At 49.8% G+C, this 25,763-nt stretch carries 26 protein-coding genes; 12 read left to right on the plus strand and 14 right to left on the minus strand.

What is annotated here, in order from left to right; genetic code table 11:
* Positions 1 to 122 precede the first annotated feature (122 nt).
* From D6024_RS16800 to D6024_RS16810, 3 genes are all read left to right on the plus strand, one after another.
* Positions 123 to 1,790, plus strand: coding sequence for a T9SS type B sorting domain-containing protein (locus tag D6024_RS16800; protein WP_121355817.1), 1,668 nt, complete (start codon positions 123 to 125; stop codon positions 1,788 to 1,790).
* Between the two features lie 138 nt (positions 1,791 to 1,928).
* Complete coding sequence (bshB1, locus tag D6024_RS16805) at positions 1,929 to 2,660, plus strand: bacillithiol biosynthesis deacetylase BshB1 (RefSeq protein WP_121356021.1); 732 nt, start codon at positions 1,929 to 1,931, stop codon at positions 2,658 to 2,660.
* A 155-nt stretch (positions 2,661 to 2,815) separates the two neighbouring features.
* Positions 2,816 to 4,126 (plus strand): serine hydrolase, encoded by a 1,311-nt coding sequence (locus D6024_RS16810; RefSeq protein ID WP_121355818.1) that lies wholly within the window; start codon positions 2,816 to 2,818, stop codon positions 4,124 to 4,126.
* Positions 4,127 to 4,418: 292 nt separating this feature from the next.
* Here the strand turns inward: D6024_RS16810 and D6024_RS16815 are convergent, their stop codons facing one another.
* Positions 4,419 to 5,567: an AI-2E family transporter gene (locus D6024_RS16815; protein ID WP_121355819.1), complete on the minus strand. Its 1,149-nt coding sequence runs from the start codon at positions 5,565 to 5,567 to the stop codon at positions 4,419 to 4,421.
* A 176-nt stretch (positions 5,568 to 5,743) separates the two neighbouring features.
* Here D6024_RS16815 and D6024_RS16820 point away from each other — a divergent pair, with 176 nt between their 5' ends.
* Positions 5,744 to 7,561, plus strand: a complete 1,818-nt coding sequence (locus D6024_RS16820; RefSeq protein ID WP_162944826.1) for a M61 family metallopeptidase — start codon at positions 5,744 to 5,746, stop codon at positions 7,559 to 7,561.
* 1 nt (position 7,562) lies between these two features.
* On the opposite strand, the gene D6024_RS16825 is transcribed toward D6024_RS16820, so the two are convergent.
* From D6024_RS16825 to D6024_RS16835, 3 genes are all read right to left on the minus strand, one after another.
* Complete coding sequence (locus D6024_RS16825) at positions 7,563 to 8,183, minus strand: GNAT family N-acetyltransferase (protein WP_121356023.1); 621 nt, start codon at positions 8,181 to 8,183, stop codon at positions 7,563 to 7,565.
* Between the two features lie 75 nt (positions 8,184 to 8,258).
* A complete protein-coding gene (locus tag D6024_RS16830) occupies positions 8,259 to 8,657 on the minus strand; it encodes a response regulator (RefSeq protein WP_121355821.1) in 399 nt (132 codons plus the stop codon).
* An 80-nt stretch (positions 8,658 to 8,737) separates the two neighbouring features.
* Entirely contained in the window at positions 8,738 to 9,766 is a 1,029-nt protein-coding gene (locus D6024_RS16835; RefSeq protein WP_121355822.1) for a fatty acid desaturase, read from the minus strand.
* 295 nt (positions 9,767 to 10,061) lie between these two features.
* Between D6024_RS16835 and D6024_RS16845 the strand changes: the two genes are divergently transcribed.
* Positions 10,062 to 10,241: a hypothetical protein gene (locus D6024_RS16845; protein WP_121355824.1), complete on the plus strand. Its 180-nt coding sequence runs from the start codon at positions 10,062 to 10,064 to the stop codon at positions 10,239 to 10,241.
* 162 nt (positions 10,242 to 10,403) lie between these two features.
* A complete protein-coding gene (locus D6024_RS16850; protein ID WP_205573305.1) occupies positions 10,404 to 11,036 on the plus strand; it encodes a glycine zipper domain-containing protein in 633 nt (210 codons plus the stop codon).
* Between the two features lie 258 nt (positions 11,037 to 11,294).
* Here the strand turns inward: D6024_RS16850 and D6024_RS16855 are convergent, their stop codons facing one another.
* Complete coding sequence (locus D6024_RS16855; protein WP_121355827.1) at positions 11,295 to 11,972, minus strand: cytochrome b/b6 domain-containing protein; 678 nt, start codon at positions 11,970 to 11,972, stop codon at positions 11,295 to 11,297.
* Positions 11,973 to 12,209: 237 nt separating this feature from the next.
* Here D6024_RS16855 and D6024_RS16860 point away from each other — a divergent pair, with 237 nt between their 5' ends.
* The 4 genes from D6024_RS16860 to D6024_RS16875 all read left to right on the plus strand — a co-directional run bounded on the left by D6024_RS16860 (position 12,210) and on the right by D6024_RS16875 (position 14,948).
* Positions 12,210 to 12,500 (plus strand): DUF1272 domain-containing protein, encoded by a 291-nt coding sequence (locus tag D6024_RS16860; RefSeq protein ID WP_121355829.1) that lies wholly within the window; start codon positions 12,210 to 12,212, stop codon positions 12,498 to 12,500.
* Positions 12,501 to 12,647: 147 nt separating this feature from the next.
* Positions 12,648 to 13,079 carry a hypothetical protein gene (locus D6024_RS16865; protein ID WP_121355830.1) on the plus strand — a complete coding sequence of 144 codons (432 nt, stop codon included), beginning with the start codon at positions 12,648 to 12,650 and terminating at the stop codon, positions 13,077 to 13,079.
* 71 nt (positions 13,080 to 13,150) lie between these two features.
* Positions 13,151 to 14,194: a sensor histidine kinase gene (locus D6024_RS16870; protein ID WP_121355832.1), complete on the plus strand. Its 1,044-nt coding sequence runs from the start codon at positions 13,151 to 13,153 to the stop codon at positions 14,192 to 14,194.
* Complete coding sequence (locus tag D6024_RS16875) at positions 14,175 to 14,948, plus strand: LytR/AlgR family response regulator transcription factor (protein WP_121355834.1); 774 nt, start codon at positions 14,175 to 14,177, stop codon at positions 14,946 to 14,948. The genes D6024_RS16870 and D6024_RS16875 overlap by 20 nt, the downstream gene beginning before the upstream one ends.
* 30 nt (positions 14,949 to 14,978) lie before the next feature.
* Here the strand turns inward: D6024_RS16875 and D6024_RS26790 are convergent, their stop codons facing one another.
* Genes D6024_RS26790 through D6024_RS16890 form a run of 4 tightly spaced genes read right to left on the minus strand, consistent with a single transcriptional unit; the run spans position 14,979 to position 16,609 of the window.
* Complete coding sequence (locus D6024_RS26790; protein WP_162944827.1) at positions 14,979 to 15,176, minus strand: hypothetical protein; 198 nt, start codon at positions 15,174 to 15,176, stop codon at positions 14,979 to 14,981.
* Complete coding sequence (locus D6024_RS16880; protein ID WP_121355835.1) at positions 15,148 to 15,819, minus strand: sigma-70 family RNA polymerase sigma factor; 672 nt, start codon at positions 15,817 to 15,819, stop codon at positions 15,148 to 15,150. Before D6024_RS16880 ends, D6024_RS26790 begins: the two co-directional genes overlap by 29 nt.
* Positions 15,779 to 16,264, minus strand: coding sequence for a DUF2231 domain-containing protein (locus D6024_RS16885; RefSeq protein ID WP_121355837.1), 486 nt, complete (start codon positions 16,262 to 16,264; stop codon positions 15,779 to 15,781). The genes D6024_RS16880 and D6024_RS16885 overlap by 41 nt, the downstream gene beginning before the upstream one ends.
* A gap of 9 nt (positions 16,265 to 16,273) precedes the next feature.
* The gene (locus D6024_RS16890) at positions 16,274 to 16,609 is read right to left on the minus strand and encodes a hypothetical protein (RefSeq protein WP_121355839.1); all 336 of its coding nucleotides are present in this window, start codon (positions 16,607 to 16,609) and stop codon (positions 16,274 to 16,276) included.
* Between the two features lie 279 nt (positions 16,610 to 16,888).
* On the opposite strand from D6024_RS16890, the gene D6024_RS16895 reads away from it, so the two are divergent.
* Positions 16,889 to 17,176, plus strand: a complete 288-nt coding sequence (locus D6024_RS16895) for a GlsB/YeaQ/YmgE family stress response membrane protein (RefSeq protein ID WP_121355841.1) — start codon at positions 16,889 to 16,891, stop codon at positions 17,174 to 17,176.
* A gap of 312 nt (positions 17,177 to 17,488) precedes the next feature.
* Here the strand turns inward: D6024_RS16895 and D6024_RS16900 are convergent, their stop codons facing one another.
* The 4 genes from D6024_RS16900 to fbaA form a co-directional block, all read right to left on the minus strand.
* Positions 17,489 to 17,971 carry a hypothetical protein gene (locus D6024_RS16900; RefSeq protein ID WP_121355843.1) on the minus strand — a complete coding sequence of 161 codons (483 nt, stop codon included), beginning with the start codon at positions 17,969 to 17,971 and terminating at the stop codon, positions 17,489 to 17,491.
* A gap of 203 nt (positions 17,972 to 18,174) precedes the next feature.
* A complete protein-coding gene (locus D6024_RS16905) occupies positions 18,175 to 19,134 on the minus strand; it encodes a CvpA family protein (protein WP_121355845.1) in 960 nt (319 codons plus the stop codon).
* Between the two features lie 509 nt (positions 19,135 to 19,643).
* On the minus strand, positions 19,644 to 20,702 hold the full coding sequence (locus D6024_RS16910) for a class I fructose-bisphosphate aldolase (protein ID WP_121355847.1): 1,059 nt from the start codon (positions 20,700 to 20,702) through the stop codon (positions 19,644 to 19,646).
* 292 nt (positions 20,703 to 20,994) lie between these two features.
* A complete protein-coding gene (fbaA, locus tag D6024_RS16915; protein ID WP_121355849.1) occupies positions 20,995 to 22,062 on the minus strand; it encodes a class II fructose-bisphosphate aldolase in 1,068 nt (355 codons plus the stop codon).
* Between the two features lie 601 nt (positions 22,063 to 22,663).
* Here fbaA and D6024_RS16925 point away from each other — a divergent pair.
* The gene (locus tag D6024_RS16925; protein ID WP_162944828.1) at positions 22,664 to 24,667 is read left to right on the plus strand and encodes a PAS domain S-box protein; all 2,004 of its coding nucleotides are present in this window, start codon (positions 22,664 to 22,666) and stop codon (positions 24,665 to 24,667) included.
* Positions 24,668 to 24,685: 18 nt separating this feature from the next.
* Here D6024_RS16925 and D6024_RS16930 read toward each other — a convergent pair whose 3' ends face one another.
* Positions 24,686 to 25,759, minus strand: a complete 1,074-nt coding sequence (locus D6024_RS16930) for a hypothetical protein (protein WP_121355854.1) — start codon at positions 25,757 to 25,759, stop codon at positions 24,686 to 24,688.
* Positions 25,760 to 25,763 lie beyond the last annotated feature (4 nt).

The raw sequence follows: 25,763 nt of genomic DNA on the forward strand, positions 1-25,763 counted from the left end.
CTCATGATCCAGCTATTCGTAGTAACCTGGCGATTCTGTTTTTATTCTTGTTTTTTTATTTTTAACGAACAGGGACAGGTCTTTTTCTTCAACATTGATCGGTTCAACGAAAGCTTGCAACAGTGAAAGATTTTATATGCGCTAAAAATTGTACAGGAAATTGCTTTGTTTTCCATCGGAACAATGGCACTCCGTCCATTGCCAAAGCGGTCTTCCTTTTTTTTCTCCTTAGTGTATACACAACCTATCAGGCGGAAGCCCAACTGCCTGTCTGCAATGACTCCTTTCCGTCTTCGTTGCTGATAAACGGCTCTTTCGAACAATACTCCGGCTGTTCGGAAGAACAGCCCTATTTGGAAGGCGGGTTTATTGATGGTCCACGCTTGTATGGTGGTGTTTCGGTGAATGGGTGGCGCTCTTTCCGCGGCAACACCTGGGAGGTTCATTATATCAATGCCGACTGCAGATCCGATAAAGTCGGCAGTATGTTCGATACCCGCCCTTTTTTTACTGATCAGGCCTGTGCGTATTTTTTCCCCCGTGTGCCGCTTCCTTTGCCGGATGGCAAGGGATTCATCGCTGTCACCGAAAACGGTATTCTGGTCAGTAACGAAAAAAACATTGTAAAAAATTATCTCACCCAGTGTCTTTCGCAGCCGTTATATGCCGGGCAAACTTACCTGCTCACTTTTTACCTGGGATTTGGCACAAAAGGAATCGGCCGCTGTCCCAGGGGACCTTTATCGGAATCACTGCCGACGTATGGGGTTGCGCTTTTCGGCCGTAAAGATTGTCCTGATTATCCCCTGAAAGAAGCCACAGTAACTGCCGGTTGCTTGAAGCATGAAGAAGGATGGGTTGAATTGGGCAGTGTCACTCTCCGGGGTGAAAACGAATGGGTTACCGGTGTGATTCAGTTCACGCCACAAGAGAACATAGCCTGCATCGGCATTGGCCCGGATTGCGCTAACCGCAGCAATGATCGGGATTTTTATGCGATGCAATACCTGGACAAGGCCGTGCTGGCACCAGTGGCTGATTTTTCATTTCGCACCATCACAGCTGTATCCGGCAATGCCTGTACGGGCAACTACCGCTTAAAAGCACCTGCATACGGTGCGGCTACTTACCAGTGGTACAAAGACGGCGTTGCACTTCCCGGAGCAACCTCGCAGAACTATGCTGTGCCAGACAATGCGGATGCCGCCGGGACTTATGTTGCCAATATCAGCCTTCCTTACAACACTTGCCTCAATACCCTGCCTTTTACTGTAGTGTTTTCCGATTTAAGCAGGTTCAACCTGGGAAAGGACACCACGCTTTGTGCGCCTGCCACAACTAGTCTGGATGCACATTGGGGCAGTGCCGTCACCTATCTGTGGCAGAACGGCAGCCAAAACGATACAATTGCAGTAAACAAAACCGGCACATATTGGGTGGAATTGACAGACAACTATGGTTGCGTTAAAAGAGACAGTATAAACGTTATCGTTCAGGGCTGCGATGAATGCCTGTTGTTCGTCCCCACGGCATTCACCCCCAACAATGACGGGCTAAATGACGTGTTCAGGGTAAAACCCGGGTGTGCCAATATCGGTTTACAGGACTTTCATTTGCGCATCTTCAATCGTTGGGGCCAACTGGTGTTTCAAAGCAACGACGTCTCGCTGGGGTGGAATGGCCGGTACAAAGGGAAGATATTGGCGGGAGCTTATGTTTACCAAATAGACTATTCGTTCCGCCACAATCAACCCTTGCAACAAAAGGGTACGGTCGTCGTTGTGCAGTAGTCGTCGTCTTTGTACTGCTATACATAAATAGATAAAACGTCAAACGTGTGATGTAAAAACAAAAGAGCCAGCTTTTGCAAGCTTGCCTCTTGTTTCACATTTGACGTTTGACGTTTGACGTGGTCGTATCTTGCATTCATGAAACTCGATATACTCGCCATCGGCTCTCATCCCGATGATGTGGAATTAGGTTGCTCCGGGACATTGATCAACGAAATCAAGCGGGGCAAAAAGGTTGGTATCATTGATTTGACCCAGGGCGAACTGGGTACCCGCGGAACCATCGAAACCCGCTACCAGGAAGCCGCAGACTCGGCCAAAATCATGGGCGTTGCCGTGCGGGAAAATTTAAAAATGCGGGACGGCTTTTTCCGCAACGATGAAGCACACCAGATGCAACTCATCAAAGTCATTCGTCAATACCAGCCGGAAATCGTGATCGGCAATATCCTAGAAGACCGTCATCCGGATCACGGCCGTGCAGGCTGGCTGATCTACGACGCCTGCTTTTTCTCCGGCCTCCGGCAGATTAAAACGGTTGGCGATAACGGCGAAGAGCAGGAGAAATGGCGCCCCAAAATGCTGCTGCACTATATCCAGGACCGCTTTTACGAGCCGGATATCATCATCGATGTGTCGGATGTATGGGAGCAGCGCATGGAAACGGTAAAAGCCTTTCGTACACAGTTTTTGCCGGACGGCAGCAACGATCCGCAAACCTATATTTCGTCTCCTGAATTTATGGAAGCGCTGACGGCAAGAGCCCGTTCACTGGGCAAACGCATCGGCGTTAAATATGGTGAAGGTTTCGTGTCAAAGAAAAACATCGGCCTCCGCGACCTGGATTCGCTGATCCTGCAGGAAACATAAGCAGTGCAAAGCCTGGCAGGATTTGGCGTGGTCATCCGGCGTAAAGAAAGTCCTCGCTATTTACCGTTCATCTAAAAAAAGGGCGGGTTGATCCGAAAAAATGCGCTGCCTGTAACCTGGCAAAATAAAACGGTGTCCCAAAAAGAAACTTTTCCATGAGACCGTTTTTACTGGCACTTTTTGTGTTGCCCCTCTTCGTCAAAGCCCAGGCCATTGCCGATAAAGCCGATGCTTTGTTAACGGCCTACGCCGACCAGCAGAAATTCAGCGGAGCCGTACTGATTGCAAAAGAAGGCAAGATTGTTTTTGAAAAAGCCTATGGCTATGCGGATCGAAACGCCCAGCGATTGAATACCGTGCAAACGGAGTTCAGGGTTGGGTCATTGACCAAAATGTTTACGTCTACGGTGATTCTTCAGTTGGCAGCAGAGTCGAAGCTGTCCCTGGCAGATCCCGTTTCAAAATATGTTCCTGGTTTTGCCAACGGCAAAAAAATTCAATTGATCCACCTGCTCAGTCACACCTCGGGGATCAAGGGGCATACCGAGTCGCCGGAACCCCAGACACTGGTGCAATCCGTGGCCCGTTTCAAAACCGAAACGCCGGCCTTTCAGCCGGGTGCGCAATTCGAATACAACAATTTTAATTACATCCTGCTAAGTTATATCGCTCAAAAAGTGACCGGGATTCCTTATCCCCAACTGGTAAAAGAAAGGGTATTGGACAAGGCCGGCATGACCCATTCGGGGCTCGACAAAACCGACCGCAAATCGGAACAGAAAGCGCTGGGTTATGTAACCAACCCGGAGACGGCCGCCTGGCAGGAAGCCAACGCCGGCAATGTTGCCCTTGCGTCCGGCGCGGGTGCTTTGTACAGCACCGTTGAAGATTTATACAGGTGGTCGCAGGCTGTGGCGAAAAAAACGGTGTTGCCGGAAGCGACCCTGGCGAAGGTCATGAAGCCCGTCCTGAATAATTACGGCCTGGGCTGGATGACGAGCAAAGACAATGGACATGTGCAAGTGGGCCACACCGGTTCCATTCCCGGCTTCATTGCGAATTTTATGCGGTTTCCGCAGGAAGATGTAACCATCGTTTTTCTTTCCAATTACCAGGACCTCGATGGCAGGCAACTCACCAAAGACCTTTCGGCTGTGGTCTTTGGCAATCAGTATGCCCTGCCGGTGAAGAAACAGGCCGTTGTGCTTCCTGCGGACGTATTGAAACGGTATGCCGGCGAATACAAACTGCCCAATGGTTTCGGTATTACGGTTACGGTTACTGACAACAGGATTTATGCACTTGCACAGGGAGACCAAAGCGAAATCGAACTGACCCCCGAAAGTGAAAAGAAATTTTTCTTAAAAGGACCGGAAACGACGATTGAATTTATCGAAGAAGATGGCGCCGTGAAATACATGTTTGTTGACCTGCAAGGCGGGCAAAAGTTTACAAAAGTCAAGTAACCGAAAGAAGACGAAGGGTGGATTGCGGCCGGAACGCAATCTTCTTTTTTTATCCACTCTATTTATGCCACTTTTCATTGGATAGTATGGATAGCTGAGAGAGTTAGCGTTTTACAGATGGCAGTCTTAGTGCTGTCGTTGGCGTCCCCGCCAACGACTTGCAGGCGGCTAACCACTTTACACGTTGGCAGGACGCCAATGTGAGCGGATGGGTAGGAGGCGTGTAGATGTGACTGTCAAATATCAAATATCAAATGCCTTCTCGCCACCAAACTTTCATTGTTAAACGGTCTTATTCCTTTGGCAGATCCACATCATTTTCCCGCTCCAGTTTTTTCTGTACGTTCCGGCTTTTGGAGCGGAACACCGGCCATTGCATGGGACTGTGTTTGGGTTTTTCATCGCCCAGGAGCACGCCCCATTGCTTCAACCGTTCGGTCCTGTCGAAGACGATCTTCAAAACAGCGATCACCGGCAGCGAAAGAAACATGCCCGCCACACCGGCCAGCGCACCGGCCACGATTACGCCAACAATGGTCGCCAGCGCATTGATCTTGACTTTGGAGCCCACGATACGGGGCATCAAAATATTGTTGTCTAAAAACTGCACAAACGCAATCGTGCCCAGCACCGCGAAAATGGGCCATAGTTCCTGGGTGGACGAAACCGTTAGCAACACGCCGATGATGTTGCCTATGAGTGCACCCACGTAAGGAATTAAATTCAACAGGGCGAAAATGGCCCCGATCAGGATGGCATGCTTGATGCCGATGACGAGCAGAATGCCGCCCAGCAAAATCGTGATGTAGGTTATTTGGATCAGCAGGCCAACCAGGTAGCTTTTAATGATGATCTCCGATTCCCGCATCACGTCTTCCACTTTGTGATGGCTTTGGCGGGGAAACCACAGAAAAACGAATCGAAGAAGCAGGTTTTTGTAGTAGAGCATCAGGAAAATATAGATCGGCAGGAGGCCCAAAAAAATAAAAATGCCCGTCAGCGAGGATGCCGCACCGCCGAGCAGACTTCCCGCATAATTCAGGAGCTTGTCATTGTAATTGTTGATCATTTCCGTTTGCCTTTCGGCCGTGATGCCAAAACGGTTGCCTACCCAGGTGCTCAGGTTGTTCAGGTGGATTTTTACGTTTTCCTTGATCTGTGGGAAGTCGGCCGCCAGGTTGCTGATTTGCGAGGAGAAAAACCAGATCACCAGCGCCACAATAACGATAAGCAGGAGCAGGGACAGGCCAATTGCCAGGCCTTCCGGCACACGGTGTTTGCGCAGCTTGCGGTACACGGGCAGCAGGATAATGGAGAGGAAAAATGCCATTACCAGTGGTGTGATCACGTCGCGGCCGATGAAAATAATGGTGCCTAAGAAATACAGCCCGATCAGTTCAACGGCTCGACGCACAGTTAGCGGAAGCGTATTGGATTCCATGTCTCAGCATACTTTGCGGCACAGCTAATAAAACCAGACCAGCGGTGATCTTTCAATAGGTGTTTCAAAAAAAAGGTCGTTCTGCGTATACAACTTTGACAGTGATGACGTTCAGACTTGCATGCGGAATTCCGGTTTCGGTCGAATGCCTTACTTTTATCCAAATCGCACCTTTGATGAAATCTTTCCTGTTGTTTTGCTGTTGTATCGCTTCTGGCGTTATTGGTTTTACCCAACAAATCCGTTACGATTTTGCTGCACCAAATCTGGCACACCACGAAGCAGAAATTTCGCTGACCGTGACGGGTCTGCCCACCGGCCCTGCATTCTTCCGCATGAGCCGCTCGTCGCCGGGTCGCTATGCCACGCATGAATTTGCAAAGAACGTATACAACGTAAAAGCCGCTGATCAAAACGGAAAAGCTCTCGCCATCGAAAAGGTTGATGCCGATGTGTTCCGTGTAGCGCAGCACAAAGGCACAGTGAAAGTGAGTTATACGCTTTTTGGCAACTATGCCGATGGAACCTATGCCGAGATCGATCCCACTCATTTGCACCTGAATATGCCCGCGACATTCCTCTGGGTAAAGGGCCTGGATAAAGCACCGATCACGCTTCGCATGACGCTGCCCAATCCTGCCTGGACGATTGCCACGCAGCTCAAGCCAACGGCCGATGTGTTCACCTTCACGGCGCCCGGGCTGCAGTATTTTATGGATTCTCCGATCAAAGCAGGTCAACTGTCCGTTCGGGAATGGAAAGTTCTCAATCCCGACCAAAAAACATACACTTTCCGCCTGGCGCTGGAAGCCGATGCAAAAGATACCGCGGTGGATGCGTTTGCCAACAAGGTAAAGACGATCGTGCGGGAAGCGCAGGCCGTCTTTGGCGAAGTGCCGGCATACGATTATGGAACGTATACGTTTTTGGCCAGCATCAGTCCTTATGTGAAAGGAGACGGCATGGAGCACCGCAACAGTACCATGATCACTAACCCGCGTCCGTTTATCAATAGCGCGGTGCTTCCCGGTGTGTTCGCCCATGAATTTTTTCACTGCTGGAACGTGGAGCGTATCCGGCCCAAAAGCCTGGAGCCATTCAATTTTGAAAAAAGCAATCTTTCCGAAGCCCTGTGGATCGCCGAAGGATTTACGCAATACTATGGCCTGCTGCTGATGAAGCGGGCCGGCTTTACTTCCGATGCCGATTTTTACCAGCAGATGGCCGGCTTGATTAATGCAAAGGAGAATACGCCGGGCGGGGCAGGGCACACGCCTGTTGAAAACAGTCAGATGGCGGTTTTTGTGGATGCCGGTGTATCGATCGACCGGACCAATTATCCCAACATGCACACCTCGTATTATTATCACGGCGGTGCACTGGCGCTGGCTCTTGACCTGCAATTGCGGCAGCAGTTTCGCAGGTCCATGGATGATTTCATGCGGGAACTTTGGAAGCGTTTTGGCAAGACGGAAAGACCCTATACACTACCAGAGGTAGAAAAGGCCCTGGGTGCTGTCAGTAGTCCCTCTTTTGCCGCAACGTTTTTCCGGGACTACGTCTACCATCCCGGTTCTGTCAATTATGCTTCGTTGCTAAAACCTGCCGGCCTCCGGCTGGAAAAAGCTGCCGGTGGCAAAGCCTGGCTGGGCAATGTACGTTTCCAGGCCGACCGAAATGGCAACCTGGTAATCGGCGGCAACACCGTTCGCAATACGCCGCTTTACAATGCCGGCGTAGATGTCGATGATGTGCTGCTTCAACTGGATGGAAAGGAATTGAAGTCGCCCGAAGATGTAGATGCCGTTTTGCGCCAGCGCAAGCCCGGTGAAACTTTGCCCCTTGTTTTTTCGCATCGCAGGCAAAAACAGGAAGCAACGGTTACCCTTGCCGAAGATCCCTCTTTCACCGTGGTGCCTTCCGGTACGATTGGGGAACCAGAAAAGGCGTTTCAACAAGGCTGGTACGGTTCTCATGCAACCGGCATTCATTGATTCAGCCATTGGCAGCCTGCCAGGGCAGTTGGGCATACCGGGAAAATACCGTTTGCTTCAGCCCTGGCCATTCTTCTTTCAGAATACTGTAGTAGATCGTTGTTCTTCGATAGCCATCGTTCATAACCGTGTGGCTACGCAGGGCGCCTTCGTACTGTCCGCCGATTTTTTCAATGGCCGTACGGGACGCCGTATTCCGTGCATCTGTTTTAAATTCCACCCGTTCGAAGCCGAGGGTTTCAAAGGCGTAGGAGAGAAGCAAAAACTTGCAGGCACGGTTCAGTCCTGTTCGCTGAAAACGTTTGCCGATCCAGGTCCAGCCGATCTCCAGGCGAAGGTCTTTGTTCGAAACGTTGGCAATCGACGTGCTGCCAGCCGGTTCGCCGGAATTCCTGTCGATAATGACAAACGGGTAGCGAAAGGCTTTTTGCCGGTCGGCCAGTGAGTCCTGCACAAACCGGTGCAAATTTTCCGGTGTATGGATTTTGTAGGGTGAATACAAGACAAGGTCACTGTCGCTTGTCGCCACAGCTTCCAGCAGCAAGGCGTCTTCTGGCGTCATGGGCCGAAGGAGAACATCGGCGTTCTGCAGGAGAATATCGGTTGCGAAATCAAAGGTCATTTTGGTCGTTTGTGCTGCAAAATAAAACTGTCCCCACAAGGGGGACAGTCAGAGTTCAAAGTTTATAGTTTGTGTTCATCTTACGCAAAATTTCACCAGGCGTTGCACGGCTTCCTTGAGATTGGCGTATTGCGGCGGTTTCGTGATCATCTCCACACCGTTTCGCTTGCAATAGAGTTTGTCCATCTGGCTGCTCGACGTTGTAAAAAAAACAACCGGGATCACCTTCAGCTCTTCGTCTTTTTTCAACTTGGCCAGCGTTTCTTTGCCATCCAGGATGGGCATGTTCATATCGAGGATAATGAGGCAGGGGAGGTCGTCTTTTTCCTTTGCTGCCTTCAGGTAATCCAGCGCTTCCTGCCCATTGTGCACTTCGCTAATGTTGTAGTCATCGCCCAGGTCATGCAGTACATGACGCATCAGCATCAAATCATCAATGTCATCATCGGCCCACAGGATATGTCGGTTGTTCATGGTCTTCTTATTTGGCACAGGTGGTTTTGGTTATTTGCCCGCTTGATATATGGTTTGGCAAGCCACAATCATTTTGCCGGTCAGGCAGTTTTCACGAGTTCTTCCTCTTTGGCCTCTACAACCACCATATCAATGTCCGGTTTCGATTCGTCTGTCAGTTTTACTTTTCCGCGGTTGTTCCGGATAATCCGTGACCACAATGAAAGTTCCTTATCAAACAAAAAGCGGAAGAACAGTTTCGTCCACGACATATGGTAATGCAGCGTGTCGTAGTGCTCCGTCGCCTGTTTGCGGATCAATGGCAATTTGTTCCAGGGAATGGACGGAAAATCGTGGTGTTCGTTGTGATAACCCACGTTAAACGCGATCTTGTTCAGCGGGCCGTAGTAGCTATATGTTTCCTGGTGACCTTTTACAAGATAATGTTCCTGGATCCAGCGGCCGCCCAGCGGGTGAAGACCCACGGAGAAGAAAAAGCTAAGTGTCAGGAAAGCCACGGCTTTCCCACCCAGGAAATACCAGATGGCAGCGGTAAACAAAATATTGGCCGCCCAGTTCAACGCCATCCAGCCGTCGAAAGGTTTGATTTCTTTCAGGCGGGCAACGCGGAAGGCCTGGAAAAGCGGGTAGAAAAGAAACCAGATCGCTTTGCCGATAAAATAATTGTTGATCAGTTTTGCCTCCCAGCGGTTCGGCAGGTCGGCATCGAGCTCATGCACACCCTGGAAGGAGTGGTGCTTGATATGGTAGCGTTCGAAGGCAACAGAGCTTGGGAAGATCTGCGGCATATTGGCCAGGATTCCCGCCAGCCGGTTGGCAACGGTTCCCTTAAAAATCAGTTTGTGCGTGGCTTCATGGATCATGACGAACAGCGAGTGGTCGGCAAAGGCACCGGCAAAATAGGCGGCACCGGCGATCCACCACCAGGACTTATCGTTGACAAACCAGGCAAGGGTAACCTGGAAGCTTACTAAAAAAAGTATGGCAAAAATGCTGTACACGTTTTTTCCAATCAGGGTCCTGATTTCGGGGTGTTGTTTCAGGATTTGTTTGGTACGAAGACGGTGGGGCTCGGGTGCGTTCGAGAAAATAAAATCATTTGGTTTCATGCCTTCCTGTTTTTTGTAAAGGCGTAAAAGTAAAAACCATGAGGCATAACGGCGCAATATTTCGTTGAAGCCATGAAAAAAGGGGATATAACAACCATTGTTTTTTCATGGGTTTGCTTGCCGCATGGTCCTATTCCTGCGCAAATGCAGCACGAGAAAGGGTTTGCGGGAATTGGTCGAAGAAATTTCGGGTTTTGCCGATGAAGGGAATACCGTTCGGTTTCGGAGCCTACTTTTGCCACCAGAATACCTTGTGTAAAATCCATATAAAAACCCATCTTTAACTATTCGGCACATGAAACAATATTTTACTGAAAAGAATGCATTAACGGTCTCGGTCAGCGTTTTTTGCTTTGTAATGATGATCATCGCTTTTGTCAGAGATCATTCCATTTGGCAGGGGATTGCCTTTGCGCTGGCGTTTAGTTTTTCCATCGAAGTTATTTGCCACCGGGCCAAAGAAGCAAAGCGATAAACCCCGGACCATCCGGGGTTTATCGCTTCCTGTTTTCCTGCTCTTGTCATATTTCAGAAGTCATTCTTTAACGGTTTTTAACAAGAACCTATCAAACATTGGTGTGCTTTTGGGGTCTATTGGTCTGCAAGTACGAACTTGCGAATACATAAAACCAAAAGCATGAAACAATATCTCCCCATCTTATCTCTCGCATTGTTCGCAGCGGCGTGTAACAGCAAACCTGCAGAAACAGAAACCCGCACCATCCAGTCTACGCAAACGACGACCATGGCGGCCGATACGACCGGCCTGGCAGAGTTCCAGCACTGGAAGGCGCAAAACGAGTTGGCTGCCGCCAACGAGTCGCAGCAAACCCAGCAGGCTCAGCAGCAAGCGCCGGCACCAACGAAAACGGTTACCGTTATCCGCGAAGTGCGGGTGCCACAGCAGACGACTACCCGCCGCACAACTAAATCAGCATCGCCTAAGACTCCTGCTCCTGTAAGTTCGGAGCCGCAAACAAACCCTGCACCTTCGGGCACTGCTTCTACCGGAACCGGTGACCAGGGAGCGGCAACAGGTGGCGCCTCCGGAACAGCCTCTGCACCGGCTACACAACCTGGCGCAACACAGGACAAAGGCTGGAGCAAATCCACAAAGGGCGCTGTCATTGGCGGAGCCGGTGGTGCCGTACTGGGTGCGATCCTGAATAAGAAAAACCGGGCAGCCGGTGCCGTTATCGGTGGTGTGCTGGGTGCCGGTGTCGGATATGGCATCGGAAAGAGCAAGCAAAAAAAGGATACAACGAATTAGTAAAATACAAAACACCTCCTCCTCAAAGAGTCTGCAACTGCAGGCTCTTTTTGTTTGGATGACCGTGTGTCTCGCAGGAAAACGCCTGTCAAAATGGAAGGTGGTTGTGATCGCCGGTTTGTTTGCCCGCTTACCTAAGATGCGCAATAAGATTTTCCAAAGAAGAATGGCTAAAAATGCAGGGAAAAACCTCAGCCGGTGATTGCGGTGAATGGACGCCTGTTTCGAACCCGTTACAAAGAACAGCAAAACGACTTATCAGCATACGTCTGCTCTCCGATTTGGACTTCTTTCTTTCTCTTTGGCGACGGGAAGTTCTCCGCCGTGGATCATTGCCGAAACAAGGTTTTTGTGTTGTCTTCGTTCGGCCCTGATGACTCCGGCCAAATGCACGAAAAGAAAGACCAGGAGCACAAAGAAACATTGCTGGTGAAATTCTTTAACCGCATGAACCGCATCGGCCGATGCGGTTCTCGTGAATGCCAGCCAGCATCCGCTGGCAACGATGGCGGTCAACAGCAGGTAGAAAAGGCTATAAATCGCGGGAACAAGAAAGACCTGCCATGATCCTCTCTTTTGGCCCTTGCGCTCTCTCCATGCTTTTCTAAAACGGGATGCGAGTGTTTGTTTTTTAGGTTGGAAGACTTCAATGACAATCCGGAATACAAACAAGCCTGCAAGAAAGTAACCAAGCACGGTATGTAACTGCCAAATGGGTTTACCGATAGCATCGGAAACGGAGAAGGCTTCGCCCATGTTGACGGCAACGCCCTGTTTTGCCAGGCGGTCTTTGATCAGGAACCCGTTTGTATAACTGTTCAGGAAAAACTTGCCTGCCAGGACGGTCGCCAGGAGCAGTGTGACGACCAGGAAGGTTGACCAGTGCCACAGGCGAATGCCTTTTGAGTAGTTGCGTTGTAAAGTGAGCGTTTCCATTGTATTGTTTTGTGCTGTTCGCGGAATCGGTTGTTGCGATGCCGTTCCGGTCTACAAAGATTTCTTCTGGTTAATCCAAAGGCAAGAGGAGTACACCCCGGTTCGCCAAAAGACTGTGTGAAGTTTCGTTTCGCCATCGCGAATCGTAGGTGTTGCGTTGCACTGTAGCGGACGGAAAAGTTGGCGGCCTTTGTGCTGTTGCTGTGAATCCTATTTTTGAATGCCTAAATAGTGCTTATGCTGGAAATGCGACCTGTATGTGAAAACTGCGGCAAAAACCTGCCGAACGAAAGCAGGGAAGCCATGATCTGCACCTTCGAGTGTACGTTCTGCGCTGACTGCGTGGAAAAAGTCCTTCACAATGTTTGTCCCAATTGCGGTGGTGGATTTGAAAGGCGTCCGGTGCGACCCAAAGAACTTTTAGAAAAGTACCCGGCCAAAAAAGACCCGCTGGTGAAACCGGTGCAAATGGAAAAATTTGCAGCCCGGCTGGAAGCGTATCGGAACATTGCGCCGCAGGACCGGTAATGCGCTTTCCGGATTTGTTAAACAGTGTTTCGCACCTTGATTCGATCGGTTGACTTGAACGTTTGGTCGCTTTGCGCATACTGCTCTTTCTTTCACTGTGCTGCCGTTCTACCTTGCCCCTGTTTAGTAAGCCCAAAATCGTTCACAATGAAAAAACTCCTCGCCACATCCGGAATTTTATTCCTGCTGGCTTTTTCGTCGCAGGCGCAATGTGAAAAAAGCCTCACGCTGACGTCTGCCAAAACGGAATTCATCGATTCGGAAGGGAAGGTGGCAGATGTGAAGGACCTGCCTACGACAGTGGAACTGACGCCGCGCCACATCATCGTCCGTTTAAAGCAGGGAGACGATGACATCATCGAAGGCGATGTCAAAAACCTCAAGTGCAACTGGAAAGAGGCATACAAAAGTGGGCAGGTAACTTTCGGTTCACTCCTGGCCAAGACAAACGGGGAAACAAGGGAGGCAACCTTTGTACTGGAAGCAAAGGATGGCAAACTTTTCCTGACCGTGGCGATGGAAAAAATGAGCGACCGGAAAATGCGTTTGCAGATCGATAGCTATAAGGAAAGCCGGTAATTTCCTGCTGTTTGGCGTTCATCATTTCGGCATGTAAAGAAAACGTTTTAAGTTTCGTGACAAACAGGTACATGGATCGTTTCAACGACAAGTGGATACGGGTTGGCGGGGTAGCGCTCTTGCTGCTGAATCTTTTTATTGCCGATTCGGGCGGGGGGAAGCGGCCGCTGGGGGCAGAGATAGTTTATATCGCTTTATACCTTGTTTTTGTCCTGGTGATTTTGGAAACCGGCCGTTTCATTATTCTTGCAATGCATCGAACGTTTCCCGCTTTCGTGCAGGGACGGAAACGCTTCTGGACAACCTGCCTCTATCTTTTTATCAGCAATGCGATTTTAATCCCGCTTACGTTCAATCTCTTTCACTGGGTTCGCGGGATGCACGCCGGCAACCAGCCGCAGTTCTTTGTCCTGTCAGCGATTGGCGGCCTGTTGCTGGCCCTGTTGCAAACAGGTATCTACGAAGGATTTTCCAATTTTAACCGCCTGCGCAAACTGGAACAGGAGCGGGAAGAATTGTTGCGGCTGAATCTCCAGAGCCAGTTTGATTCGTTGAAGCAGCAGGTAAACCCGCATTTCTTGTTTAACAGCATCAATACCGTTTCATCGCTTATCAGCATCGACCCGCAGAAAGCAAAAAAATTTCTCGCGGAAATGAGCAAGGTTTACCGCTACCTTTTAAAAGCCAACGAGGCCGAACTGACGTCGCTGCAGAAAGAACTGGATTTTGTGCAATCCTATTTTCACCTTTTAAAAACCCGCTTCGGTGAAGGCCTTCACCTGCAGGTGCAGGTGGATGCGGAAAGCCGGGCCAGTCTGTTGCCGGTATTGAGCCTGCAACTACTGGTGGAAAATGCGGTCAAGCACAATACGATTGAGGCCGCGCAGCCGTTGACGATCACGATTGCCATCACGTCCGACCGGCAGTTATGCGTGTCCAACAATTTGCAGAAAAAGATCAATGTGCTGGAGTCCAACAAAGTTGGCCTGAGCACGATCATGACGAAATACAAACTGCTCAACCAGCAGGAGCCCGTTATTCGCGAAACGGCTGATGAATTCATCGTCATTCTTCCACTTCTTCAAACCAACGTATATGAACGTATTGATCGTTGAAGACGAAGCACTGGCCGTAGAAAAACTGCGCAGCACCTTGCGTGCTGTCGAAGCGCAAGCCGCGGTTGTCGGCGTGACCGGAAGCATCCGTTCATCGGTAGAATGGCTGCGAACCCACCCGGCGCCGGACATGATCCTGATGGACATCGAACTATCCGACGGGCAAAGCTTTGAGATCTTCCGCCAGCTACAGGTGAGGAGCCCGGTTATCTTTACCACCTCGTACGATGAATATGCGATCAGGGCCTTCAAGGTAAACAGCGTGGATTACCTGCTGAAACCAGTGGAAGAAGAAGACCTGAAAGCAGCCATGCAGAAGTACCGCGATGTTCACCAAAAGCAGCCCGCATTGCCTGCATTCGATGTAAATGTATTGGTGAAAGAGTTGCAGGCACAACTGAAACAGCCGGAGTACCGCGAACGATTCCTGGTGAAGCTGGGGCAGCGGTTTGTGACGATCGATACCAGTGAAATTGCCTATTTTTTTGTGGACGGTCGATTGTACTACCTGGTCACTGCCGACGGCAAGAAATACACGATTGACTACACGCTTGAAGAACTGGAACAGATGCTTGATCCGAAGTTTTTTTTCCGTGCGGGACGGAGTTACCTGGTCCATCTTCGTTCCGTTGTGCAAATTCACAGCTATTTCAACGGAAAACTTAAGCTGCAGCTCAAGCCCGCCGTTTTGGGCAGCGATGTTGTCATCAGCAAGGAAAGAACCGGCGAGTTTAAGAAATGGATGGGCCGGTAGCAAGGAATAAACGGCGGCTCCACCATGAGCTCATTGTTTTTCGTAAAACACGGAAACCACAATGACAAAGCGTCCCTGCTTTTCGCACTGCGACTGCGTCACGTAACAAACCTTGATCTTCTGGCTGGGCAGCCAGTCGTTGAGTGCTTTTTCGGCCGCATCGGGGCTGTTGTGCACAAACATTTTTACTTCCATAACATTATTGCTGGTAACGGTTGATCTTCTCAAAAACAGCGTTTACAATGCCATCACAATACACAAGATTGAATTCATAGATATCAACGGCCGAGTAATACTTCTCCAGGTTTTTTTGCAGCATTGCTTTTGCCCTGTTCAGCCGCACTTTTACATTGGTGGGTGTAAGACGGAGCAGGTCTGCCGTTTCAGACACGCTGAATCCTTCTATCTCCCGCAGCACAAAAACGCTGCGATAGGAAATAGGCAGTTGTTGCAGGCATTCTTCGAGCACCTTCGCCAGTTCTTTGTTGATTACACTCCGCTCCGTGTTCTGTTTGGCCGGTCCATGCATGGGTAGCGTGTTTTCCGTGAGCAAATCGTTATTGGCTTCTTCGTATTTGCCAAAGCCATAGTTCAGTTTATGATAGCATTGATGAAGCAGGATCCGGGTAAGCCAGGTTTTATAACTGGCTTCATTGCGAAACGTCGCGAGCCTGGTATAGGCCGCAAAATGCGTTTCCTGCATGACGTCTTCCGCGTCGTGGTGCTTGAGTCCATACGAACGGGCTATTTTGTAGAGCAGGGCATTGTACCGCCTGATCAGCACTTCAAAAAACGCTGTCTCCCCCTCCAAAATCTTCCGGATGATTTCTTCATCGGGCAACAGGCCTGTTTTCATCTGCAGTTTTTCCATGTTCTAATTGTTTGTGTTCGATGCCGATAAAATGGCGGTAGATCAACTGGCCACCTAAGTAATTTCCGATAAAAAGCGCTAGCACCAAAATTCCTTTCACAGCCAGGATAGAAGGGGTAATCACAAAAGGCTGCGGGTATACCTTCCACTCTTTATACGCCATCACGCCAAACGCCAGGAGCAGGAACCCGTTGGTAAATCCATGGACCAGGGCACTGCCAAGGGCCGGTTTGTTTGACCGGGGAATGGTTGTTAGCTCCAGTAGCCCTGTTGCAATGGCAGCGAGGCCGGTCATCATGCCGCCGGCAAGGCAATAATATCCTGCGAGTGCAAACCGTTCGTTTCCGGTGGAGAAATGCAGAAACGACAACACAAGATCCATCGGCAGCAGGGCTGTCGGGAAATGGATAAACAACGGGTGAAGTGGATGTCCAAAAACTTTCATGTTTCGGGTTTAAAGTACGTTCAACAGGAGAAAAACAAAGCCAGTAACGGCAATCAGTCCATGCGCAACCGCCAGCCAGGTAGGGCTGAACTTTCCCTTTCGATCGCGGAAAAACATGTAAAGTCCGCCTGCCGCCGCGGCCGCAAAAAAGACGAAACTTGTGCGTAGTGCCGTATTGGGATGCCGGATGACCTGGATGAGCAACAACAGCACTGCGATGGCTGCAAACAAGCCGTGTACATAAATGACGGTGCGTGGTGTGTTGGACGATGTCAGCCAGTTTTTCAGGATCAGGATACCCAGAACGGCGGCCAGGGCAAATAGAACGATTGCGGTAAATAGCATAAACTCCTTTTCCAAACAGTGTAAGCAAGATCGAAAAAGGTTACAGGCAGAGAAAAAAAGATTCAGAATTTTCTCAAACACCGTCGTATTCGCGATGGCTCGGTTCTAATTCCAAATAAAGTCCGTTGCCTGTGCGTACGTCAAGAGCAATGGTTTGAATGCTGGTCCTGTTTCCAGCGGCTTGAGCCATAGCAACGCCGCCTGTGGTATAAACATTGATACTCTTCCTGCGTAGGAAAGGAAGATGCGAAGGGATTGTACACATTTAAACGAAAAGCAATGACACTTATCGGATTTTTAGTTCTCCTTTTGATTGCCGCTATCTGCGGTTCCATTGGCCAGTCGCTGGCAGGTTACGACCTGGGCGGATGCCTTGTTTCGATTATTGTTGGCTTTATCGGTGCCTATCTCGGCCTTTGGCTGGCCGCGAAAATGGGCTTTCCCAGAATTTTTGAAATCACTATTGAAGGCAAACCTTTCCCGGTTGTTTGGGCGGTGATTGGTTCGGCGATTTTTACTTTAATTGTCGCGCTGATTCGACGGGCGGTGAGCGGGCCGCGGTATTAGGTTCTGCCCGTAAAAATCCTGTTTCTCTAAACTACCGGGCTGTGACCGTCACCGGGGCAGGCCGGCTATCTGCAGAAATGAGCAGGTCGTGTTGATTTTTGCTGTAGCCAATCGACCAGGGAAATGGTGGAAGGCGCATGCATTTTTTGTAACAAACCTTCCATGAGGATTTTAGCGAAGAATTGTTTTGTTGCCTGTGATCTTGGCATGTAATGGTTGCATGAAGTCCCTGGATTTTGTTATTGCGGTTCTCTAAGACCAAGTGCCTACTCGCTGTCGATAGTGAAAACCAGCACTAAGGTGTGAAACTGCTTAGGCAAGGTCCACATCACTATAAATCCATTGGGATTTAATTTTCCGCAGCTTGATTAAATACGGAATAAGTACTGCCAGTTCGAGTCGTAAATTCAGGACAAAAGCTGAGTGGTTGTTTACAAAAGGTGCTATCGCTGTGATATAAACGCAAATAGCAATTCCCACCATTGCATCTGCCATTCCCAATGTTATAGCCCAATCTTTTTCAGTCCATAGGCCAAAGGCAACAATCCCTTTCAAAATGAACAACAGCAGGATAACCATTCCAGGGAATGACAAAGAATCATTGCTTTCCAATCCATAGAGTGCGAGTCGAAGTTTGGTACCTGAAAGTCCAGCCAACAGGCAGACGGGTGCTATAACGCCAATGATCATGAAAATCCAGATAAAAACTTTCATCCATACAGGGAGAAGGTCGCGTCTCTTTCTTTTATTTACATTGAGGAGGGTCTCTAAAAGCAGTTGTTCTTGCTGTTCCATAGCCTTTGGTTGTTTGCGTCAACATGCTGGAGTTTGCATGTTTTTCGTCCGGACAATGATAACGACTTTGCAGCGAATTTCATAACCCAGAAGCATGATCGCTAGCAGTTTCGTTGTTTCTGAAATCACTCGTTCGTAGCATATGCGTGCATTCAGAAGCAGGCAAAACCCAGTCGTAACTGCCGGGAAATTTTACTAATCGGTTAGTTCCTGAATTCCTGCGAGATCATCAGCCCATAGATGCCGCCATCCTGGATGCCGATGCCCAGCCTCCCGAACGAAGGATTCAGAATATTGGCCTTGTGGCCGGGAGAGTTCATCAGTCCTTCGTGGCAGATCTTCAGCGTTCGGCCCAGCGCCAGATTTTCGCCGGCGGCGAGAAACGTGATGTGCGCTTTTTTCATCCGGTCGAACGGGTCGGCTTTTTCGGGTGTGTAGTGCGAAAAATAGCCGCGGGCAAACATGTCGGCAGAGTGAGCACGGGCAACCGACGAAAGCGCTGGGTCTGGCTTCAGCGCAGGCAGGCCGCGACGAGTCCGTTCCTGGTTCACCAACACCAGCATCTGCGCTTCCAGGTCGGGACGCACCTGCGGATCTTTTACGGTGTAGTGAAGGTCCACGGTTTCGTCCGACTCCGATGGCTTTACCGTCAGCCGGTTCATGGTTTCCTTCGCAGCTTCACCAAAAATGGGGGAGAACTTTTCGTCGAGCCAGGCTATCTGCACACCCAGTTGGTTGGCGATCTTGCTTTCCCTTGCTTCTTTGGCCAGGCCGTTCCACATGGGCACACTCAGAAGCAGGGCCGCAACGATTGCGGCATAGATAGAACCGGTAATAAGGCCCGGGATCACACCGAAGGCCCTGTTGGCCGTTGACTGGTGTACGTCCGGGTCTGTGCGGTGAATAAATAAATTGAAGATCAGTGAGAGGACAATACGTGATAAAACAACCGTGACCAAAAAACCAATGGGAAAAAGCCAGGCACCAGAGGCCGGGATGAGTTTGTGCAGTCCTTCAGCTACATTCTGGTAAAAGATAAATCCGGTGAGCAAACTTCCAAGCCAGATGACAAGGTCGGTAATGCCGACAATAAATCCTTTTACCCAACCTGCCCACATGGCCAATGCCACGATCAGTAGCAGCATAACATCAATCAGGTTCATATACGCCGCGTTTTTCTTCGGTTAACATCGCCGATCCTGTTGCTTCCGGTCCAGTCTTGCTGAAAGCGGTTTTGTCATTAACCATGTGACGTAGGCACGGTGGCGGTTTCCATTGTCGCACGATCATCGTTCCGATTTTTTTCACAGGCGGTGATAGAATTGTACATTAATTATAATGCCAAAGATTGATCCGCCGATCCGCCATTGCAGAATCTGCACACAGCACAATTCCCTGCCAGACGTCCTGCCCGTTCGCTTTTCGGGGGCAGTAAACTATAGATGATTTTACGTTAAAGAAATAATACGACAACCGGCTTTGCCTGTTACACTATGGAGTCCGTACTTCTGTTTGCGAACCGGTTTGAACTTCAACAGGAGAATGACGACGACCCTTATGCTATTTAAAAATGAGAATACGAAGGCGTTTGCAGTCGGGTCACCATCCTTGCCAATTGCCGATTGCTGACCTGTTGCAACACAAAGATGTTACCGTTGTGCATCCGGCAACATTACGCGATGGTAATGCTTTCGTCGAGGTAAACATCCTGGATCAGGTTCAGGAACTGTACGCCTTCTGCAAACGGACGCTGAAAAGCTTTCCGGCCCAGGATAAGACCCATGCCACCCGCCCGTTTGTTGATCACCGCGGTGGCCACGGCTTCCTGCAAATCGCTTTGGCCCTTGCTCTCGCCGCCGCTGTTGATCAGGCCTACCCGTCCGCTGTAGCAATTCAAAACCTGGTAGCGGGTCAGATCAATGGGATGATCTGAGGTGAGTTTTTCGTAGACCAGCTTGTGCGTCTTACCGTGTTTGGTAGCCAGATAGCCGCCGTTGTTGGTGGGCAATTTTTGTTTGATGATATCGGCCTGCAGTGTTACGCCGAGGTGATTGGCCTGACCGGTAAGATCGGCCGATGTGTGGTAGTCAACACCATCGACTTTAAATCCATTGTTGCGGGTATAGCACCAGAGGATGGTGCACAGGCCGAGTTCGTGAGCCAGTTGAAACGCTTCGGCAATTTCCTTCAGTTGCCGTGCACTTTCGGCACTGCCCCAGTAGATAGTGGCACCGATGCCCACGGCACCCATGTCCCAGGCGCTTTTTACGGTACCGAAAAGAGTTTGGTCGTACCGGTTGGGCATGCTCAGGAATTCATTGTGGTTGATTTTGACGATAAAAGGAATTTTGTGTGCATACTTGCGGCTCATGATACCCAACACACCAAATGTGGAAGCTACAGCATTGCAGCCGCCTTCAAAAGCCAGGCGAATGATATTTTCCGGGTCGAAATAAATGGGGTTGGGTGCAAAGGCCGACCCGGCGCTGTGTTCAATTCCCTGGTCTACCGGGAAAATGCTGCAATACCCGGTGCCGGCAAGCCGTCCGTGGTTGAGAAGGTTTTGCAGGCTGCGTAAAACCTGGTTGTTGCGATTGCTGGCGATCCAGATGTCATCAACATGCGTGGGTGAAGGCAGGTGAAGATCGATTTTGGGAACCGTAGTAGATACATGGTTTAGCAGGAACTCAGCCTTGTCGCCGAGGAGCTCAAGAATGTGTTTGGAGGCCATATAGTTTGGGGTTTATAGCAAGCTAAAAGGGTTGTGCAAAGATAGGAGAGAATGAACCGCAGACCCGGTGAACAAGGATAATCAAACGTTGCAGTGCTTCCTTTCTTTACCCCTTGTTTCAACGAACAGGCTGACTGAAGAAAGAAAGATGAAACGGAAATACATCTAAAATCAGCAATTCTTTATTCACCTGTTTTGCGAGGCATTGGAAAAAATAAACCCCTGCAAATTCGCAGGGGTTTGATAAAATAAACTTTTCGCCGGTTTGACGTCTCACGCCTGCCGTTTGACATCAAGCGTTGCGGTTAATGCAGTTCAGGTCGTCGAAAGCCACTTCCAGGCGCTTCGAGAACGTTTCCTGCCCTTTGCGAAGCCAAACCCGTGGGTCGTAAAACTTCTTATTGGGTTTGTCTTCTCCTTCGGGATTGCCCAGTTGGCCCTGCAGGTAATGCTCGTTCTTTTTATAGAAGCCCAGCACGCCTTCCCAGAAGGCCCATTGGAGGTCGGTGTCCAGGTTCATTTTGATTGCCCCGTAACTGATGGCTTCGCGGATCTGGTTTTGCGGCGAACCACTGCCACCGTGGAAAACAAAATATACCGGCTTCGGACCCGTACCGAATTGTTCCTGGATATATTGCTGGCTGTTATTTAAAATTTCCGGACGCAATTCCACATTGCCCGGTTTGTACACACCGTGAACGTTGCCGAAGGCAGCGGCAATGGTAAACAGGTCGCCGACTTTGCGCAACTCTTCGTAAGCATAGGCCACTTCTTTCGGTTGCGTGTACAGCCTGTCATTTTCCACGCCGGAGTTGTCCACGCCGTCTTCTTCACCACCGGTTACACCGAGCTCGATCTCGATTCCCATACCCAGGGGCGCCATGCGTTTGAAATACTGAACGGAGGTTTCCACGTTTTCTTCGATCGGCTCTTCCGAGAGGTCGAGCATGTGGGAAGAGAAAAGAGGCTGGCCTTTTTCTTTGTAAAACTGCTCGCCGGCATCGATCAGGCCACTGATCCAGGGCAGCCATTTTTTGGCGGCATGGTCCGTGTGCAGCACAACCGACACGCCATAATATTTTGCCACGTTGTGGATATGCAGGGCGCCGCTGATGGCACCGGAAATGTTGGCCTGCAGGTTGTCATTGGGCATTCCTTTACCGGCAATGAATTGTGCACCGCCATTGGAAAACTGGATGATAACAGGGGAGTTGACTTTGGCAGCCGTTTCCAGCGTGGCATTGATGCTGTCTGTGCCAATGGTGTTCACAGCCGGCAAGGCGAAGTTGTTGTCCTTTGCGTCCTGTAAGAGTGCTTTGAGTTCTTCTCCAAAAAGCACCCCGGTTGAGTATTTCTTCATTTTTTACGTTCGGGATGTATAGTGATTAATGATTAACGAACCAAAGCAGGCAATCGTAAAGAGGGGCTAAGATAAGGATTTTGAAATAGAGTGAACGAAGACAAAACCGGTGGCACCTTCTCAACGGTTCGATTGCTTAACGGCCGTTTGCCCTGCGATGGCCACCTTAGGTGCGGCTAGGTAGTTTCCATTAATTAGTGAAAAATCCGGTCTGTTCTTCCCTGTGGTTACATGATTATTTTTACTTTCCTGTTTTGATTTGTCGGTTTGCTGCCCGGCTATCCTGCTGCAGCATCCAGAAGGCAACCAATGCAAACACCACGAATATGAAACACTGCCGTATAAGCCTGTGCCAAGGAAAAACACTCCTTGTTCTCCTTGCCTATCCACCCGCTCAGGCTTTTTCAAAAACAGCATCCCGGTGATCTTTTTTGTTCGTGCCTGATTCTATCAAACTTCTTTTCATGAAAGCCGATCGATTTTCTTCAGCATATGATCATGTGAGTATGGCGCAATACGCCTGTTTTGACCAGCAATGTTGTCGAGTAGGTTGCCCGGGTTTACCGGATTCTTCACGATTTCAACCTGTATTTCCCAGGCCATGAACTTGTTTTTAAAACGAAACCGCACCTTCATGGGCCTGCTACTGGGCCTTTACCTGTTGCTAAATTTCCTGATCTGGACGCAACTGACACGGCAGATCGAAAGCGACCGCAACGAAACGATCAGCGCTGCCATCCAGCACAGCAGCAACCTGGCGATTGCGCTGGAACAACACACCATCCGCACCGTTCGCGATGCGGATGCGACCTTGCGGCTGATAAAAGCGGAATACCTGCAACAGGGACATAAGCTCGACTTGAACCGAATGCTGAACAGCGGTGTACTCTCTGTCCCTGCGTTCAATGGACTGATCATTACCGACAGCACGGGAAAGGTCGTACTGGGATACCCGTTGCGACTGGTGTCTCTTAACCTCAACATCGGCGACCGGCCTTTTTTCGCCATTCACAAAAAAACACCGGATTCGCTGGTCATGACCAAACCGTATATGTCGCGCAGCTTAAAACAGAATGTGATTGTGTTTAGCCGCGGCATCCGCGACAACAGGGGGCGGTTCCGCGGTTGTATTGCCATACAGTTGCTGCCGTCAAATTTCATGTCATTTTACTCGCAGGCCAGTTTAAATGAGAACGATATTCTTTCGCTCATTTCGCCTGACGGGATTACCTACTCCCGGCGCACCGGTATGAAAGAGAGCAGTGGCGAGAACATCCGCAAAAGCCCGCTTTTCGGGCATGTCGGTGAAAGACCGATCGGTAACTATTATGCACGGGATGCGATCCGCAACATCCCGACTTTTTTCAGCTACCGCAAACTGAAATTTCTTCCAATTATTGCCACGGTTGGAACCAGTGAGAGCGATGTGCTGGCCAAGTTTCACCTGCGGGCAAAACGGGAATATTTCTTTGGGGCCGCCATCAGCCTCCTGCTTTTCATTTTTCTCCTGGCCGTTTTCATTGCATTCCGGGAACGGAAACGCACGTTGAAAGTGGTAAAAGTAAGCGAGGCAAAATACCGTTCCATTTTTGAAAGCAGCCAGGATGCCATTTTGCTTCTGCAACCGGACGGCTACGTGCAGGATATGAACCCTGCCGCAATCAGGATGTTCGGGCTTTCGGTCATGAATGGACAAAATATTTCCTTCCTGCAGCTTTTCGCAAAGGCAGAGCCGGAAGTGGATTGGGTGAATGAGGAAGGCACAGGCCTTCGTTTACAGGATAATGAAGTGTTGTTTCATTGCCTGAATGGCGGCAAGTTTATCGGTTACATCTCCTCGTCGCCGCTACAGGATGGCCGCGATCAAAAAAATACCCTGGTCATTATCCGCGATATTACCCAGCACAAACGGATAACGCAAAAACTGCAAAATGAACAGAAGCGGTACCAGCGCATCCTGACCAAGCAGATCATCGTGGCGCAGGAACGGGAGCGGGAAAGCATTGGGCACGAACTCCACGACAACGTGAACCAGATCCTGACCACCGTGAAGCTTTACCTTGAAACAGCGCTGCAGCGTGAAGAAGGACGGCAGGAGTGGATCCGCCGTTCTATTGATTTCCTGATGCTTTGCATCAAAGAAATCCGCAGCCTTTCCCATAGTTTATCGGCACCAACGCTGGGAACGAAATCGCTTATCGATTCCCTCCAGGCCCTGTTCGAAAATGTTTCCGACTGCACAACGCTGAACATTGATTTTACCGTCGGGAAATACCGCCATCCCATCGGCAAGGAGGTGAGCCTTGCGCTTTACCGCATAGCGCAGGAGCAAATCACCAATGTGGTCAAACATGCAAAGGCGACCACCGTGAAGGTGAGCTTGTCGCAAACAGAGACGGAAACACACCTGGTGATCGAAGACAACGGAAGGGGTTTTGAACCTGGTGGCCAGTACAGCGGTATTGGGCTGAATAACATTTCCAGCCGGGTCAAAGCGTTCAATGGCAAACATTCAATACAATCGGCGCCAGGGAAGGGATGCCGTCTTTCGGTGCACTTGCCCCACGTGGATGAACTGGAACTGGTTGATTCGGACTGGAATTGATCAATAGTCTTTGCTGCGTCAGTCAATGATTTTTCCAAGGTTTCGCTGGATGCGGGAAAGGTAGGGGCGCAGTGCAACGCGAAGCACGGTCTTCACCAGTTCTCCCATGGTCTTGCACCGGTTGAACGCCGTTGTCTGGAAATGCTCGCCCAGTTCGTTTTTCAGTTGTACCCTTTTTTCGTCGGTAGAGATCTGGTCTTTCGACATAATCTTCAGCAAGTCCATAATGCGGTAGCGTGAAGCGGCGATCCGGTAGGCGATCAGGGTTCGTTCTTCTGCCCTGTATTGTTCAATGGATTCAGCATTCAGGTATTTGAGCGTCAGTTCGACAAAGGGATTGTTTTCCTTGAAAAACTGCGGCAGGTAAAGATTTTTACGTCCTTCATACGACTGCTGGTCGAAGTCAATGGCTCTGATGCGGTACTGGTAGTCCTCGATGTCGGGTGTGATGGCCACTACGAAATTGTAGCTGCGCATGTCGCCGAGCAGGCGCAGGAAACAGCGTTCATTGAACTTCACAAATTCTTTTGCAATGCGGATCTTGTTGGTTTCGGTGCGTTCGAAATAATCCCGGATAAACACGTCGCCCGGAATTCCGGCAATATGTTCTTCCACCAGCGTTCCCTTGTGCGTGTAAAACGACATCCGGTTGGGCGATAGAATGTGCTCGAGTTCGAGGCCATACACACGGGATGCATCCTCTCTTTTGATATAGTAGTGATCGTAATTATCGTTGTAGCGGTTCACGATGCGGATGCGGAACGGGTGCGAGTTGCCAAAGGTGCAATAGTCTACCCGGGCCACGTCGAGATGCTTGGTGAAACTGTAATCGCCTTCAGTTTTTAAAATTGCATACAGGTTGATCAGTCCCTGCTTGATGTTCGACCAGTGCTCTTTATCGTACAGTGCTTTTTCCCACAGGGTGTCTTTTCCTGCTTTATCCAGGATCGGAACGGCATAGGCAATGTGCAGCAGGTCGTTGTAGGAGACGGGCAAGGCCGTTTCCCTGCCGTGGGTTTTGAGGTAGTACCGCAGATCGGTGTTAATGGGGAAAAACTGCTTTTTCCGCGAAGGCTTATCGCTTTCCTGCATGAGC

Origin of the sequence: Flavisolibacter nicotianae, from assembly GCF_003628535.1 — a bacterium.
GTDB lineage: Bacteria > Bacteroidota > Bacteroidia > Chitinophagales > Chitinophagaceae > Flavisolibacter > Flavisolibacter nicotianae.

Excerpts from the sequence above, each read along its gene's own strand:
- D6024_RS16815 (WP_121355819.1), bottom strand. The coding sequence starts at position 5,567 with ATGGAATCCAATACGCTTCCGCTAACTGTGCGTCGAGCCGTTGAACTG.
- D6024_RS16855 (WP_121355827.1), bottom strand. The coding sequence starts at position 11,972 with ATGGAAACGCTCACTTTACAACGCAACTACTCAAAAGGCATTCGCCTG.
- D6024_RS16895 (WP_121355841.1), top strand. The coding sequence starts at position 16,889 with ATGACACTTATCGGATTTTTAGTTCTCCTTTTGATTGCCGCTATCTGC.
- D6024_RS16810 (WP_121355818.1), top strand. The coding sequence starts at position 2,816 with ATGAGACCGTTTTTACTGGCACTTTTTGTGTTGCCCCTCTTCGTCAAA.
- D6024_RS16850 (WP_205573305.1), top strand. The coding sequence starts at position 10,404 with ATGAAACAATATCTCCCCATCTTATCTCTCGCATTGTTCGCAGCGGCG.
- D6024_RS16825 (WP_121356023.1), bottom strand. The coding sequence starts at position 8,183 with ATGACCTTTGATTTCGCAACCGATATTCTCCTGCAGAACGCCGATGTT.
- D6024_RS16880 (WP_121355835.1), bottom strand. The coding sequence starts at position 15,819 with ATGGAAAAACTGCAGATGAAAACAGGCCTGTTGCCCGATGAAGAAATC.
- D6024_RS16820 (WP_162944826.1), top strand. The coding sequence starts at position 5,744 with ATGAAATCTTTCCTGTTGTTTTGCTGTTGTATCGCTTCTGGCGTTATT.
- D6024_RS16900 (WP_121355843.1), bottom strand. The coding sequence starts at position 17,971 with ATGGAACAGCAAGAACAACTGCTTTTAGAGACCCTCCTCAATGTAAAT.
- D6024_RS16870 (WP_121355832.1), top strand. The coding sequence starts at position 13,151 with ATGGATCGTTTCAACGACAAGTGGATACGGGTTGGCGGGGTAGCGCTC.
- D6024_RS16830 (WP_121355821.1), bottom strand. The coding sequence starts at position 8,657 with ATGAACAACCGACATATCCTGTGGGCCGATGATGACATTGATGATTTG.
- D6024_RS16890 (WP_121355839.1), bottom strand. The coding sequence starts at position 16,609 with ATGCTATTTACCGCAATCGTTCTATTTGCCCTGGCCGCCGTTCTGGGT.
- D6024_RS16925 (WP_162944828.1), top strand. The coding sequence starts at position 22,664 with ATGAACTTGTTTTTAAAACGAAACCGCACCTTCATGGGCCTGCTACTG.
- D6024_RS16845 (WP_121355824.1), top strand. The coding sequence starts at position 10,062 with ATGAAACAATATTTTACTGAAAAGAATGCATTAACGGTCTCGGTCAGC.
- D6024_RS16885 (WP_121355837.1), bottom strand. The coding sequence starts at position 16,264 with ATGAAAGTTTTTGGACATCCACTTCACCCGTTGTTTATCCATTTCCCG.
- fbaA (WP_121355849.1), bottom strand. The coding sequence starts at position 22,062 with ATGAAGAAATACTCAACCGGGGTGCTTTTTGGAGAAGAACTCAAAGCA.
- D6024_RS16865 (WP_121355830.1), top strand. The coding sequence starts at position 12,648 with ATGAAAAAACTCCTCGCCACATCCGGAATTTTATTCCTGCTGGCTTTT.
- D6024_RS16875 (WP_121355834.1), top strand. The coding sequence starts at position 14,175 with ATGAACGTATTGATCGTTGAAGACGAAGCACTGGCCGTAGAAAAACTG.
- D6024_RS16905 (WP_121355845.1), bottom strand. The coding sequence starts at position 19,134 with ATGAACCTGATTGATGTTATGCTGCTACTGATCGTGGCATTGGCCATG.
- bshB1 (WP_121356021.1), top strand. The coding sequence starts at position 1,929 with ATGAAACTCGATATACTCGCCATCGGCTCTCATCCCGATGATGTGGAA.
- D6024_RS16860 (WP_121355829.1), top strand. The coding sequence starts at position 12,210 with ATGCTGGAAATGCGACCTGTATGTGAAAACTGCGGCAAAAACCTGCCG.
- D6024_RS16910 (WP_121355847.1), bottom strand. The coding sequence starts at position 20,702 with ATGGCCTCCAAACACATTCTTGAGCTCCTCGGCGACAAGGCTGAGTTC.
- D6024_RS16930 (WP_121355854.1), bottom strand. The coding sequence starts at position 25,759 with ATGCAGGAAAGCGATAAGCCTTCGCGGAAAAAGCAGTTTTTCCCCATT.
- D6024_RS16835 (WP_121355822.1), bottom strand. The coding sequence starts at position 9,766 with ATGAAACCAAATGATTTTATTTTCTCGAACGCACCCGAGCCCCACCGT.